The sequence below is a fragment of the Wujia sp. genome, from assembly GCF_056872695.1.
In genome coordinates, this window is sequence record NZ_DBMFCD010000003.1 from 159,123 (window position 1) to 173,453 (window position 14,331).

Here is a 14,331-nt window from a genome sequence, read left to right on the forward strand (position 1 = left end):
TTCTCTTTATTGACATTTTTAAAGCCGGTCTGCTGGATTTTACCCAAAATTCACCTAATTTTTACAGTTTCCGGTCTTTAACAATAATACAACCTTAAAGAGGTCTCCGTCAATCATTATTTCCACTTTGCCGTTCTGTAATTCCATCAGGCTCTGCGCAATGGATAGTCCTAATCCATTGCCCTCTGTATTTCTTGAACGGTCACCACGGACAAACCGTTCCTTTAATTCATCGCCGGAGATGTTGAGTGGTTCCCTCGAGATGTTCTTGAAGGTCACTGTGATTTCTCCCTGTTCTGCCTCATCAATATCGACGTATACCCGGCTGTTTGGCTGGGCGTACTTGATGATATTTCCGATCAGATTGTCGAACACGCGCCACAGATGTCTGCCATCTGCCATGACATGGCAGTCTGCCTGTGCGCCATATTTCTTCGTCAGATAATTCGTCACTACCGGTTGCAGCTTACATGCCGCAAGCCGCTCTTCGAATTCTCCGAGTGCCTGTTCTAAAAGCATTTCCACATCGGTCGGCTCCATATGCACTTCCAGATTACCCGTAGATGCTTTGCTTGCCTCAATCAGATCCTCAATCAGCTTCTTAAGCCTTGCAGACTGCCTCTGCAGTACCTCCAGATATTCTGCTTCCTTGTCACTTAAATCTCCCTCCTTGGAGAGAATATCCACGTAATTGATAATAGACGTAAGCGGTGTCTTGATATCATGGGAGACGTTCGTGATAAGCTCCGTCTTCATCCGCTCGCTCCTCATCCGCTCTGCCACTGCCACGCGCACGCTGTCCTGAATACAGTTTAATGTCTCGCCATGTGCCGCAAATTCCGGCAGCATATGTGTCGTGTCGATCTTATAATCGGTCTCACCGTCTGCAATCTTCTTTGCACCATCCTTCAACCGATACATCTGCACGATCACGCGGATCACGAATACCGCAAGCAAAACCGCGCATACCAGATCCAGCACGATTGCCAGTCCGGCAGAACCGCTTGCAGCCACGAGAATAAACCGGAGCAGTGCGATTCCTGCCAATCCGCCAATCCATTTCCAATAGAGGTTAAAATGTCTTCCAAGGAAACGGAATGTATCCCGGAGCTTGCCAAACACCCATTTCACAAGCCGCACAAGCAGTTTACAAAGCCGCCAGATCAATGTGTTTGCAAACATTGCCCAGCCATCTGCCTTCATCCTGGTCGATGTCGTCATAAGAAATGGTGGGAAAAGGACTGCCACAACCGCTACGAAAATCCCGATGCCGATAATCTCTTCCATCGTGGAATATGTATACCAGATCAATACATTCTGCGCAACGGCAATCAGTGCAACTGTAAGATACAGAAATATATCATACGGAATCCGGTCAAATGCATTGCAGGTAATCCCTGCCTGTCCTCTCCGGTGTCCGGATGCTGCAATCAGAAATCCTCCCATAATAATCATACAGATCAACGATACACCAAACAACCCGGGTGCCGCCTTCACGACTGGTCTGCAATAGTGAAGCACGATAGACTCTGCATACATATCTTCCGCTGTCAAATCAGATTTTACATATCCGTATAATGTATAAGAAACCGGAACACTCTGTTCCACTACCTGCGAAACCGTCCCGTCATCTGACAGAGTCATTTCCTGATATTGAATATTCCCTTCTCCCAGTTTTTTCGTCGCACGTTCCAACGCTTTCACGTACCCTGCATCATTGGACAGGTAATAAACGAAATTCGTATTTATCAACTGCACATATGGATTCCGGTTGTCATAATCGCAATTAATTTCCAGATCGTTAAAGGTTATATTACTCCAATCCCAGTACTGGTCCCGCACTGAACTTGGAACTTCCCGGTTAGAAGAAAACGCTGTATCATCTTCATCATATACGCACCAGTCGTCATAGCTGTATTCGTCCGGTACATAATTATCTTTCCAAAATGTAATTATATCCGACAGAGAAAGTTTGTAACGAGCCTCTGTCGTTCCGGTAAATATCTCCGTCTGCTGCGGCAGCACGGCATGGAACTGGTACCCCGCCGATTCATAATTCGCAAGTCCCGGATATTTCTTCACATCATCCGGTACGACCCGAAAAAAGAAATTGCTGTTTTTCTCATCAAAATAATCCTCATAATACCGGATGACATGGTTTTCACCGGTCGCCTCCGCATCCTGTATTTCCTGCAGATATTCCTGATAATATGTCTGCACACTGCTTGCGGATTCCTCTACCAGCTGACTCATATACTCATCATAGACGGCATCCGCCTGTGTCTGTCTGGAATTACCATAGGAAAAAGCCATTACTACAACAAACCCGGAAACCACAACCGTAAGGATCGATACTGCAAGCACAATCGCAGCCGCTGTCTTTGCCACTGCACTTTTCTTTAATTTGTCCATTTTATCATTCCTTCCCAAACATATACCCTTGTCCCCAGACTACCTTGATGTAGCGCGGTTCCGAAGGGTCTGCCTCGATTTTCTCACGCAAGTGGCGAATATGTACCGCAACGGTGCCCTCCTGTCCGAACGGTGCATCCTCCCAGACAGCCCGGTAGATATCCTTCGGTGCATAGACCGTATTCGGATGTTCCATCAGGAATTTCAGGATTGCATACTCTGTTTTGGTGAGGTTTACCATATCTCCGTCAATCGTAACCTTCTTCGCCCTGTCATCCAGACAGACGCCGCCGATGGTAAGCGTATCCGCTTCCGGTTCCTTCGGAACATTTCCGCCAAGCATCATGTAACGGCGCAGCTGTGCTTTTACTCTTGCGATCATAACAACCGGGTTAAATGGTTTGGTAATATAGTCGTCGGCGCCAACCGACAAACCAAGGATCTTATCTGTATCTTCACTTTTCGCTGTGAGCAGAATGACCGGAACATTGGACGTCTTGCGAATCTCGTTCATCGCTGTGATACCATCCATCACCGGCATCATGATGTCCATCAGTACAAGCTGCACATCACCGGTTTTCAGCTTCTCACATGCCTCCTGTCCGTTGTACGCTTTCGTCACCTGGTACCCTTCTGCAGACAGGTAAATACCAAGTGCCTCCACGATATCCTTCTCATCATCACAGACTAAAATGTTATACATATGTCTCTCCTCTTCCCAATCGGTAATCTCCGACCATACAGGTATCCCTGTTGTTATGATACCTGTATTATCGCAAAATGAATTTTAAGATACTAGATTTCATATATTTAAGATTTTATTAAGAACGTTACATTTCTTTTCGATCCTGCAATACCGGAAATGCCTTGCGGATCTTTACCACATCGTTTTGTATGTCATATACGAGCAGTTTTTCTTCCTTACAAAGTGCATCCGTAAGTCGGATTTCCTTTGTCGGCACAAGCAGGCTGCCCTCCGGCGCATATATACCGGAATCCCCGGAATAATACTGTCCGTCCATATCTCCGCAGCAATTGATACCTGCCACATAGCACTGATTCTCGATGGCACGTGCAGCAAGAAGTGTCTTCCAATGTGACGTACGTGCTTCCGGCCAGTTCGCAGGCACGATAAAAAACTCTGTCTCCGGCACCATCGCCCGGAACTGTTCCGGGAAGCGGAGATCATAGCAAATTGCAAGTCCTGCCTGAAATTCTCCGAGCCTTCTGGTACAAAGCTTCTCTCCACCACGGAAATGTGCATGTTCTTCCCCATAGGAAAACGGATGAATCTTGGCATAATCCATTGCAATTTTTCCATCCGGTGTCACGATTGAATAATGATTCTCGCAGAGAGGTTCGGTCTTTTTCACCCAGCCAATGCCGATTGTCCTGTGGTGCCGCTTTGCAAGTGTTTTTATCTGTTTAATCGTCCAGCCGGTTGTTGGTAGGTTCGTCATATCCGGAGTGCTATCCATTTGCGTACGCGATGATATCTCAGCATCCGATTGACAAATTTCTGCCGTCACATCAGTATGCATCGAGAATCCCGTCAGACTCATCTCTGGGAACAATACGATCTCCGCGTCCGCGGCTATCACAAATTCCTCTGCCCGGCCGAGATTCGCCTGTTTGTCTTCCCATAAGATATTCGTTTGTGCCAGTGCAATCCGCATACGCTGTCTACCTCCACACTTTTACCACTGTCCCATCACTTTATGCATAAATGCGCCAACCTCTTCCCAGGCGCGCTTTGACTCCGGTATCACTGTGCCGCTCATCTGAAACACATGAAACATACCTTCATATACTGTGAATCGTACCGGAACGCCTTGTTCTTTTGCCTTCTTCGCAACCGATACCGCATCATCATACAACATCTCATGCGTCCCGACCTGGATCAGCATCGGTGGAAATCCGGTAAAGTTACCATACATTGGAGAAATCAAAGGGTTCTTCGCATCATTTTCCCCGATATAAGGGCTGTGCAGCAGCATCTCACCACCGCCATCCGCACCAAATACCGGATCGATCTCCCGGTTCTTCGTATACGATTCTCCCGTGATTGCCAGATCCGTCCACGGTGACATTGCCACCAATCCTGCCGGCATCGGCTCTCCGTTTGTGCGCAGTTCCATGCAGAGTGCCATTGCGAGACCACCACCAGCGGAATCACCTGCAACGATAATCCGTTCTGATTCATAGCCTTTATCACGCAGCCATTTGTATGCAGCGACTGCATCTTCTAATGCCGCCGGAAATGGGTGCTCCGGTGCCAGCCGGTAATCGATGGAAAGCACTGCCGCACCACTGCTGATCTCGGCGTAAAGTCCTGCCATCTTCCGGTACTGTCCCTGTAATCCGGACATATACCCACCGCCGTGAAGCTGCAAGATCACATAGGGATTCTCTGATCCGTTCCATGTCAGATATTCCATCTTGAACAGTCCCATGTCGATATGTTCCACGGAAAGGTGCTCCGGGTATTCAAATTCTGTGTTCTGGATGGATTTCTCCTTTTTTCTCTGCCATGCCTGCTTTAAAACCGGGTTTTGGTTGACCATGGCTACGATATCACGCATCAGTTCTGCGCGGTGACTTGTCTTGTCGTTCTCCTTCATACATACCTCTCTTTTTATTTTTATTGCGAGCTGCCATCTACTCTACACCTATCCATGTGGTGTGTCGCGCATTCCCAAATATGCAATGTCTTGAAGCAAACAAGTTCTAGCCACCCTGATAAAATCATTCCAACCGTACGCAACCGCCGCCAATTCGCCATCCTTGGCTCAGTGGCGGCTTGTTTGAACATCGTGTTCAAACATTGCTGATATTCCACAGCGCGTCAAGAACTTCTAAGCTTCAAACATATGCATATTTATGAATTTCGCGACACACCACATGATAAGCGTATTTCTCGCTGGCACCTCGCAACTAATCATATAAACTATACGGATGGATGAGTTTGTACGGTCAAGACAAGTCAGCCATCCGCTTGCCTTCTTTTATTCTTCTATAACGAAACTACACACGGAAGCGGCGGTTTAGTTCGAGCGTAGTGCTTCGTCCACCGATCATGAAGATCCCGAAGAGCTGGACGAGTACGGTGAATACTGCAACCAGTGTCAGAGGCTTCCATGTGACAACTTCCAGGCTGACCAACAGCAGCTCAATGGCTGCGATCAGGGTCAGTTCGAGCTGCGGCATAATATAGCTTCGCCAGTCGCGGCGGCGCACCATCATAAATACAAAGATTGTAATATTCGTTGCAATCACGACAACCGGAATTCCGATATTGACCGACCAGCCTTCATAGCCAAGAGAAAAATCGACCGCAAGCACAAGTGCCATGCTGATCAATCCCTGAAATATGATTTTTTGCTGTTCATCTGCAAGTGGCTGTGCAGTAAACGTAAATGTAAAATACAGATACGCAATTCCTGCAAGACTCACCAGCGACCAGCGAACACCATGGTACGTCATATAATTGACAATTCCAAGCACGATTACTCCGACAACTACGCAGAACGTCACGATGCGGATTGCCAGACGCATCCGTTGCTGTTTCGGGAACATGTCCGGATAGACCGGCTGCACATGCTCCGTCTCCGATAGTGCGCCCTTGCAAAGCGGGCAGATCAGGCTGTCATCCTTCACTTTTATATTACAGCGATTACATTTACTCATAATATACTCCATTCGTCTCCACAGAGACATCAATTCCATCTTCTGCAAGCTTGCGGAAGAATACCTTCTGCACATCGACTTCCCGCACTGCCGAGCTGAATGTGAACACCAGTGTATCCTTATATGACACAACCGCTGCCTTCAGGTTCTGGTTCTTCGACATGGACAAGATCGCATACAGTGACTCCACATAAGCGTCATATGGACTTGCAAGCTTTACCAACCCTAGATTCGTCACACAGCCGGAATTTGCCTTTGCAGACATCTGATAGACGATTTTCATCGCGATATTCTTGATAAAGAGCGGCGTTGCGCGCAGTGCCTTGTTCTTCTCATTTGACACATTGTAAGCCATGATCTCTTCGAGATGTTCCTTCGTGATCTGGCTTTTCAGGCTCTCTGCCACTTGTGCCAGCACCTCTTCAAACGTATAATCCTCCCGCTCTGCCCGGAACATTGCCGACACGACTGCGAAGAAATTCTTCGTTGTAGCAGACCCATAATATGGCCGCAGATTCACCGGTACGCATACCGCAAGCGGACGCCGATGTGGAATACTATGCATATATCCTTTATACACCGACCACGCAAATACACCAAGCAGATACTGATTGACGGTCACGCCATACTGCTTCGCCACACGCTTAACATCCGGCAGGCACAGATAGCCATGCATGATTCCGAAATACTCCCGCGGGAACATCTCCCCACGGATCACAAGTGCCTTCTCCGTCTTATAACTCTTCTTCGCCGGACGCTTATAATGCTTCAGATAGCTGTCCTCCCGGTCGACAGTTGTCTCCTCGTGCAACTCCATCCGGTCGCCCTTGCCGATCTCCGGATGCACCAGACGCAGATACTGGTACACAAGTTCCTTCAAGAACATCAACGCACCATTTCCATCTGTCAAAGCATGAAAGACTTCCAGACTGATTCTTCGTTCATAATATAAGACACGGAATAGATATTCCCGGTTTAACAGTGGGTTGATATACTGGCAGGGACTCATATCCTCCTGCAGCACACGCGGTGCCGGGTTCGGGTTATCCTCAAAATAATACCAGAATGCACCCGTCTTCATACGCACATGCATGACATCAAAATACGGAAGCACCATATCGAGTGCCTGCTGCAATTTCTCCGGCTGGACTTCTTCTGTCAGTGTTGCCGCAATCCGGTACACATTGCTTGATTTACGGCTGGCAATCACCGGAAAGAGATTCGCGGTATTGTCCAGCTTATCAAACCGTGCCTCACGGATACGTTTCGGCTGTTTTCTCGAAGATTTTGTTTTTGAAGCTATATCTTTCAGCTCAGGCTTTGCATCCGGTTTCTTCTGCATTTCCTTCATTGTATTCTTATTTGTCGTTTTCTGTTTTTTCTTACTCATTTTTTCAGTCCTAACTTCACCATCTACCTGCATGCGTCATTTTGTATCCATACAATTTCTTGCATTCCCGCTCACAGACCTTACAATAAGAAAAAAGCGGGCTGACATATCGTCAACCCGCGTATTTCCAAGCTACTGATCGGATTCGAACCGACGACCTATTCATTACGAGTGAATCGCTCTACCAACTGAGCCACAGTAGCATGACAACCATTCTCCTGTTCACACAGAAGTCTTAGCTGCATGTGATACTCTACCACACTAACTCAGATTTGTCAAAGCATAAGTTGACTTTGTATCCTTTATTTTTGACACCAACTGCTTATCCTCCGTCAGAATCAAAATCTGCCCGGACGGAATCTCTTCTATACTCGCAAAAAATCCCTGCATCTGTGCATCGTTCATCTGCGGTAGTCCATCAATTATAAGAGGCATTTTTTCTTTGCACATCCTTGCTGCTATCCCTACACGCACCGCCATTCGCACCAGCGGGAAATCTCCTGCATCTATCTGCGTAATATCCGTAAATGCACCGTTTTTCTTGACTACCAGTCGAAGCTTTTCATCAATCTTCGCATCCTCATACAATCCACCTGTCACACGCTGCATGATATCCGTCATGTGATCATTGATAATATAATCCCATTCTTCTACATAACTTCGGGAAAGCTCCTGGATTGTATTGATGGCAAGCGTCGTCGCATATATTTCTCGCTCAATTGCCTGTTTTCTGCCCTCGCACACACGAATTTCATCCTCCAGATGCGCTTTCTGTTTCTTCCGCTCCAGAATCTCATTCTCTGTCGCACGTAAATCTTCCTTGATATCCATGTATTTCCGGGCAAAGCTCATGTCAATCTCGACATCCTCATATGCCTCGTTTTTGCGTTCCAGTTCGTAGACAATTTTCTTGAATTCCTCTTCCGAAGGTGCCTGATTTTCCCCGTTCAGCACACCCTTCCGGTGTAATCCATCTATGATCGTCATCACAACAAACAACGCCGTACAGAACACAAAGAGCTGCCGCACGCCATCATCAAACGGAAGTATATACACCAGCGCAGCAATCACGCCAATTACAACCAAACCGGTCAGTGCAATCATCCACCAACGATCAGTCAGCTTCTTCGGTGCCTTATAATCCTTCAGCAGATCTGCATTCAGAAATACACTGTTTTCCTGCAAAGAATCCAGATGCTCATTTAATTCCTCATCTTCCTCGTATTTCGTGCCCTTTTCCGTATCAATCAATCGTCTGGCTTCACGCTTCCGTTTTGCCGTCTCGATTGCAAACTCCTCATCATTGTCCACAATCTTCTTACGGACTTCTTTCAAAGCTTCCTCGTCCCCGTCGTACTGTTTCAGTTCTTCCTTTAACTCTATAATCTGTTGCTCTGTCTCTGTCACATCCAGTGCGTTTTTCTGATCACGCAAGATAGAAAGTGCCCGCCGTTTATCCAGATTGGAAGAACCGGTTGTCGCCAAATTTGTGACAAATGTATTGAGTTCCTCTGCTTCATTCCCTGCATTCTTTTGCTGACGGATATAAAGCGCATCGCTGAATGTCTTTTTATCCACACCGGTTAACGACTCATACAGACTGTTCATATGCTTGAGCTTACCGACACGTCCATTCTTCACATTTAACACCTGCGTTGTCATGTTATGCCTGCTGAAGCTATGCTCTACCAGATATTCATCGCCATCCTTTATCACATACGCCTTTCCAGAAAATCCGCGTCCATCCATCGGCTTATGGTGTGCCAGATCATCGTCCTCTGTCTCCGGAAATGTACCTATGCCATACAGCGTTGCATATTCAAAATCCGCAACCGTACTCTTACCTGCATTTCTCGTACCATACAGTACATTCACGCCCGGCTTCAGGTTGATCTCACGATTATGAAATTTTCCAAAATCTTTTAATAATAATTTACTGAAATACATTGTTATTTGTCTCCTGCGCCAAGCAGGGCTTCCATACAATAATGCAGTGCTTTATCGCGAATTGCCTTATCGCCGCCTTTTTTGTCATCTGACAATTCGTCCATCAACCTGCCAAGCAGATTGTCGTGATTCGACACATATAACTCGTCCATATCGTAATCACATTCTGTCTTATCAATCACTTCGTTGATACAATAACGGCGTGTCAGTTCGCTCAGATTAATTTCCATATTCTGTGCGCTGCGCCCACGCAGCAAAATCCGGTAAATGTTATCCGCCCCCAGCTCCTGCATCTTTCCCTCTACGAGATTACAGATATCGCCGTTTGTATAAGTTGAATTAATATCCATCGCCATATTCACATATTTTCTACACGCAAACGGCACAAATGTGATTGTCGTCTCACCGGAGGTTGTTACCTCTCCTAAAATATAGCCATGCTTTCCGGTCTCCATATAAGAAAGGGGTTCCAATGTTCCGGCAAATGCCATGTGATCTTTCAAAATGTGTGCCGGCTTATGCATATGTCCAAGCGCCACATATTGAAATCCAAGCTTTGCCACATGTTCCTTGGAAAATGGCATATGTTCCATATCTCCACCATGTCCAAGCAGAATGTTATATGCATCTGGCTTGCCTGGCCGCATACGCTCCAGAATCCGTCCAGTGTAAGTCGCATGTCCATAGCTATATCCGCTGATGCAGACATTTAGGTCTTCAAAATACACGCTTGCCGCCTGATCGCGTGGCATCACAACCGTGTTGCTTTCAAATGTATATGTCTCCCATGCAGAACCCGGATCAATATAGTCCTGATCTCCGGCAATAATCACTGTCTTTGTATTCGGAATCTTCCTAAGCTGGAAGTCCAGATCCTTCAAATCCTGTTCTGTCGGCTTTGTATAGAATAAATTTCCTGCAATCAACAATAATTCAATTTTCTGTTCTTCGCACACTTCAATCAAGCGATGAAATGTACTGTAAATCTCCTTTGCCCGCACATCGCTCCAGAGCCTGCCCCGATCCGGCTGTGCGCCCAGATTTACGTCTGCTATATGTATGAATTTCATAGTGTTACTTTGCCTCCATGCAGGCTCTCATGCTCCTGCACCAGTTCCTGATATAAATCCAGCACATTCCAGTGAATGTTATGTTCTGTCACAACTGCCCGATAATTAATCTGTGGCATACCATCTTCTTTACATGCCGCCAGAAAACGATTCAACAACCCATCCGAAAATTCTGAAAATAATATCATCGGATCCGGCAAATCCTTCCCTTCGTACCAATCCCCGGTCTGTTCAAATCCCGGCAATCCGGCATGACATCCAATTGGCTGAAGAAAACGCTTCCGCGCAATCTTCTTGCAGGAATACCCAAGGTGCATGCCAAGTGCTTCTAATTTTCTATGCTGTTCCGCCGGAACACTGTATAAAAATATCGTCGGCATTGCATCCGCCTCCATTCCCTCATTACATACTTCTGATTATTTTATCGCATCGGTACATTGAAATCAAGCTTTTCCAGAAATTCACGAGAGTTTCACAAAACAAAGGACTGTCCACCATTTCCGCGAACAGCCCTTCTTAATTCGATCCATCATCCATGGATTTCCCTTTATTCATTTAACTCATGAATGTTCTTCGACAGTTTCTTCAACGAGTCCACGATCTGGGAACTCGCCTGACTCATGCCATCTGCCAGCTTCTGTACTTCCGATGCAACCACTGTAAAACCACGTCCGGCTTCCCCTGCACGTGCTGCTTCTATCGCGGCATTTAAGGCAAGGATTCTCTGGCGGCCGCTGAATTCCTCGATTTTCTGTGTCTTCTCACTTGCATCATCAATGTATTCCACGCACTCCTGAATCCCCGTCTGCAGTTTATCCAGCAAACGCTTATTCACTGCAGAAGTATAAGATGCGCGCACAAACATATTAATCACATCGCCAAGCAGCGTCGCTGCTGCCTCGATTTCTTCCCTTGTCTTAACATTCACTTTGTGCAATGCCCGGACATAGGCCTCTGCATCGATACCAAGTTCTCCCGCCGTCTTCCGGAATGCATCGTCATCCGGATGTTCCGGCAGCACCTGTCCGCCAATCACGCTTCCCAGCACCGTTCCGTCATCCAGTGTAATCGGAATACCGAAATCCACCAGTCCTGCATGGCAGGAATATACACCCTTTCCTTCCCGGTCACACTTCTCACATCGTCTGCGTCCCTCTGCACTTCCACGAGTCAGATCAATACAAAACTCTGTAAAGTTGTAGCATTCGCTGATGTACTTTCCATCTGCCCCAACAGCCACTGTTGCAAGCCCGGTACTCATCGCCCAGTTCTTCATGATGTCCTCAAACTTCTTCATGTCACAAAAATCTTCAATACGAATCATATACTTCCACCCCATCTCTCATGGCTTCGCCATTTCGTAATAATATACAAATCAGTATACCATTTTTGGTGGTTTTTTACAATCTTAATCAACGTTCCATGTGTGCATATTTTTCTTTGGTCGCAAGTCCTCCCCGGATATGGCGTTCGGACTTGTTGACATCTAACACCTTCCTTGCCTCGTGTGCAAGACGCAGGTTGATCTGCTCTAAGCGTTCCGTGACATCTTTATGTACGGTTGACTTCGAAATACCGAACTTCCGCGCAGCCTGTCTGACCGTTGCCCCTTCCTCAATGATGTATTCACCGATTTCAAGTGCCCGTTCTTCAATGTAATCTCTCAACTATACAAACCTCTGTTTGACTGTTTGTACAGTGTATGAAGATGGTTACGGTAATATGATACCGATTGCTCCCTATATTTCTCAGATAAATCTTGACAATGTTGACTACATTGAAGCACTTGCAGCAAAGGATACAAAACTTAGAAAAACACTACCGGCGTATTGAACAATTCGCACCTAAAACAGGAACCGTCAGGCTTCTACGTCTTACCGAAAAACAATATCAAAATATTTATATGGTGTCCGGCGAAACTGATTATCAAGAAAAAACAGTTAGTAGCAACTGTCATATTATGTTATAATTTAATATAAGCAAGGAACAAATGACTACATATTGTATATATGATGGTTTGTCGCTACTAGATATAATGGTTGAACGCCACTCCAAAAATAGTGTATCGTTCAACTTAAAAGTTGATGAGGATATGCAACAAAGCAGAGATTGCAACAAAAGGAAAATGAGGAACATGGATTAGAGTAATATGAGTCCACTTTGCGAAAAGTAATCAGGGAAACGGAGGACAATTCTATGACAGATAACACAAACAAAGGCTTTTGGGAAAGAATGGCAAGAATATATACTGCATTTATGTCAAAAAACGATACTGCTTATGGGCAAATCTGCAAACTGTCAGAACAGTATATAGACAGTGAGAAGTCTGTCTTGGAATTGGCTTGCGGAACGGGACAGATTACCTTTTTAATGGCAGGAAAATCCGGCTCGTGGGAAGCAACAGATTACTCGGAAAATATGATAAAAGAAGCTGAAAAACGCAATCAAGGCGAACACAAATGTGAACAGCTCCGATTTTGTGTGCAGGACGCAACGAATTTGACTTATGAAGATGAAAAATTTAATGTTGTCGTGATTGCAAATGCTTTACATATTATGCCACAACCGGAGAAAGCATTAAAAGAAATTCACAGAGTTTTGAAAAAGGACGGAATTTTGTTTGCTCCTACCTTTGTTTATGAAAGGGGCTATCCCAAATTGCCGATATGGCTTATGGAAAAAGCCGGGTTTAAAACCTATCATAAATGGCAAAGCAAAGAACTGAAAGAATATGTCGGTAGCGAAGGCTTTCAGGTTGTTGGAGCGGCATTGATAAAAGGCAAACCACTTTCGGAATGTGTTTTGGTTGCAAAAAAATCAATTGATTAAGTCGCTGTGAAATCGGGTGCAAAATAAAAATTATCAATTTATAAAATATTTAGTTGAACACCACTCCAAAAATAGTGTATCGTTCAACCTTGAGAATCGTCCGGAAAAGCAGATACAACCATTCGGATATACGGGCTATCAGATGGAGGCTGCAGGAGGATTATATTTTGCACAGGCTAGACGGTATGATGCCGGAGTGGGAAAGTTTGTCAGTGAGGACAAAATATCGGGATTTACTTCTGTACCGGATACATTAAACCGCTATAATTACTGCTGGAATCAGCCGATGGAGCATGCGGATATGAATGTTGTGGGGATAAATTTCGATGAATATGAAGAAGAAATGACTGGAGGCAAAAGAGTAGCACTCGTTGTTAATCCAAATATGGAGATACGATTACTGACTATACAATTGCAGCAGATATTTTAGGATATAAAGTGGTTGGAGAATATTACATTACTAGACAAGATGGGAGTTGTTTTGAATGAAAAATTATCAGAAATATTTAATTAGTGTATTTTGTATTATTATGTTAATTAGTATATTTAGTTTGGGTTATCAAGTTGGAAAGAAGGAGGAAAATATTGTGAAAGGAAATAATAGTATAAAATCTGAGACAGAGATTATTGCAAATGAGACAAAAGGGGAAAAAACAGGAAATTCAATAAGCGTGGCGGGGATTCTTGCATCGTATAAGTATGTTGATAGGGATATAAATCTCGAATATTTTTATAAATTGAATAATACAAGTACATATGAACAAATTCTTGAAGAAATAGGTGAGCCTAACGGTCAGTTTGGTTCGGGAATAATATATCAATATTACGAAATTGATAATAATTTGTATGTGAGCATTTTGTTTTCAAGTAGTGAAAATAAGGGATATGATAAAATAACATTAATAAGGTTATGCACACAGGAGGAAGTATTAGATACTATATATCCAAGATAAAGTATAGTTGAACACCACTCCAAAAATAGTGTATCGTTCAACC

Annotated in this window: 14 protein-coding genes and 1 tRNA gene; 3 read left to right on the plus strand and 12 right to left on the minus strand. The window is 44.9% G+C overall.

Features of this window, described 5'->3' with window-relative positions:
- Positions 1–54: 54 nt before the first annotated feature.
- The 12 genes from ACZQK9_RS04780 to spoIIID all read right to left on the minus strand — a co-directional run bounded on the left by ACZQK9_RS04780 (position 55) and on the right by spoIIID (position 12,173).
- Positions 55–2,412, minus strand: coding sequence for a sensor histidine kinase (locus tag ACZQK9_RS04780; RefSeq protein ID WP_483269813.1), 2,358 nt, complete (start codon positions 2,410–2,412; stop codon positions 55–57).
- A 4-nt stretch (positions 2,413–2,416) separates the two neighbouring features.
- Positions 2,417–3,115, minus strand: coding sequence for a response regulator transcription factor (locus ACZQK9_RS04785; protein WP_118670987.1), 699 nt, complete (start codon positions 3,113–3,115; stop codon positions 2,417–2,419).
- A gap of 127 nt (positions 3,116–3,242) precedes the next feature.
- The gene (locus ACZQK9_RS04790; RefSeq protein WP_483269814.1) at positions 3,243–4,088 is read right to left on the minus strand and encodes a nitrilase-related carbon-nitrogen hydrolase; all 846 of its coding nucleotides are present in this window, start codon (positions 4,086–4,088) and stop codon (positions 3,243–3,245) included.
- Between the two features lie 21 nt (positions 4,089–4,109).
- Positions 4,110–5,033, minus strand: coding sequence for an alpha/beta hydrolase (locus ACZQK9_RS04795; RefSeq protein ID WP_216508098.1), 924 nt, complete (start codon positions 5,031–5,033; stop codon positions 4,110–4,112).
- A gap of 403 nt (positions 5,034–5,436) precedes the next feature.
- Positions 5,437–6,099 carry a DUF6320 domain-containing protein gene (locus ACZQK9_RS04800; protein ID WP_483269815.1) on the minus strand — a complete coding sequence of 221 codons (663 nt, stop codon included), beginning with the start codon at positions 6,097–6,099 and terminating at the stop codon, positions 5,437–5,439.
- Complete coding sequence (locus ACZQK9_RS04805) at positions 6,092–7,489, minus strand: hypothetical protein (protein ID WP_483269816.1); 1,398 nt, start codon at positions 7,487–7,489, stop codon at positions 6,092–6,094. Before ACZQK9_RS04805 ends, ACZQK9_RS04800 begins: the two co-directional genes overlap by 8 nt.
- A gap of 130 nt (positions 7,490–7,619) precedes the next feature.
- Positions 7,620–7,692 (minus strand) — tRNA-Thr (locus ACZQK9_RS04810).
- A gap of 58 nt (positions 7,693–7,750) precedes the next feature.
- Positions 7,751–9,436 (minus strand): ATP-binding protein, encoded by a 1,686-nt coding sequence (locus ACZQK9_RS04815; RefSeq protein WP_216508099.1) that lies wholly within the window; start codon positions 9,434–9,436, stop codon positions 7,751–7,753.
- Between the two features lie 2 nt (positions 9,437–9,438).
- The gene (locus tag ACZQK9_RS04820) at positions 9,439–10,506 is read right to left on the minus strand and encodes a metallophosphoesterase family protein (protein ID WP_216508100.1); all 1,068 of its coding nucleotides are present in this window, start codon (positions 10,504–10,506) and stop codon (positions 9,439–9,441) included.
- Positions 10,503–10,886, minus strand: a complete 384-nt coding sequence (locus tag ACZQK9_RS04825; protein WP_216508101.1) for a DUF3783 domain-containing protein — start codon at positions 10,884–10,886, stop codon at positions 10,503–10,505. Before ACZQK9_RS04825 ends, ACZQK9_RS04820 begins: the two co-directional genes overlap by 4 nt.
- Before the next feature lie 167 nt (positions 10,887–11,053).
- Positions 11,054–11,830, minus strand: a complete 777-nt coding sequence (locus ACZQK9_RS04830) for a PocR ligand-binding domain-containing protein (RefSeq protein WP_305855478.1) — start codon at positions 11,828–11,830, stop codon at positions 11,054–11,056.
- A gap of 88 nt (positions 11,831–11,918) precedes the next feature.
- Positions 11,919–12,173, minus strand: coding sequence for a sporulation transcriptional regulator SpoIIID (gene spoIIID, locus ACZQK9_RS04835; RefSeq protein ID WP_177969395.1), 255 nt, complete (start codon positions 12,171–12,173; stop codon positions 11,919–11,921).
- Positions 12,174–12,702: 529 nt separating this feature from the next.
- Between spoIIID and ACZQK9_RS04840 the strand changes: the two genes are divergently transcribed.
- From ACZQK9_RS04840 to ACZQK9_RS04850, 3 genes are read left to right on the plus strand one after another with little or no spacing between them, the layout of a single operon-like run.
- The gene (locus tag ACZQK9_RS04840; protein ID WP_483269817.1) at positions 12,703–13,335 is read left to right on the plus strand and encodes a class I SAM-dependent methyltransferase; all 633 of its coding nucleotides are present in this window, start codon (positions 12,703–12,705) and stop codon (positions 13,333–13,335) included.
- A gap of 16 nt (positions 13,336–13,351) precedes the next feature.
- The gene (locus tag ACZQK9_RS04845) at positions 13,352–13,765 is read left to right on the plus strand and encodes an RHS repeat domain-containing protein (protein ID WP_483269818.1); all 414 of its coding nucleotides are present in this window, start codon (positions 13,352–13,354) and stop codon (positions 13,763–13,765) included.
- A 55-nt stretch (positions 13,766–13,820) separates the two neighbouring features.
- A complete protein-coding gene (locus tag ACZQK9_RS04850; protein WP_118374358.1) occupies positions 13,821–14,288 on the plus strand; it encodes a hypothetical protein in 468 nt (155 codons plus the stop codon).
- The last annotated feature ends 43 nt before the right edge of the window (positions 14,289–14,331 follow it).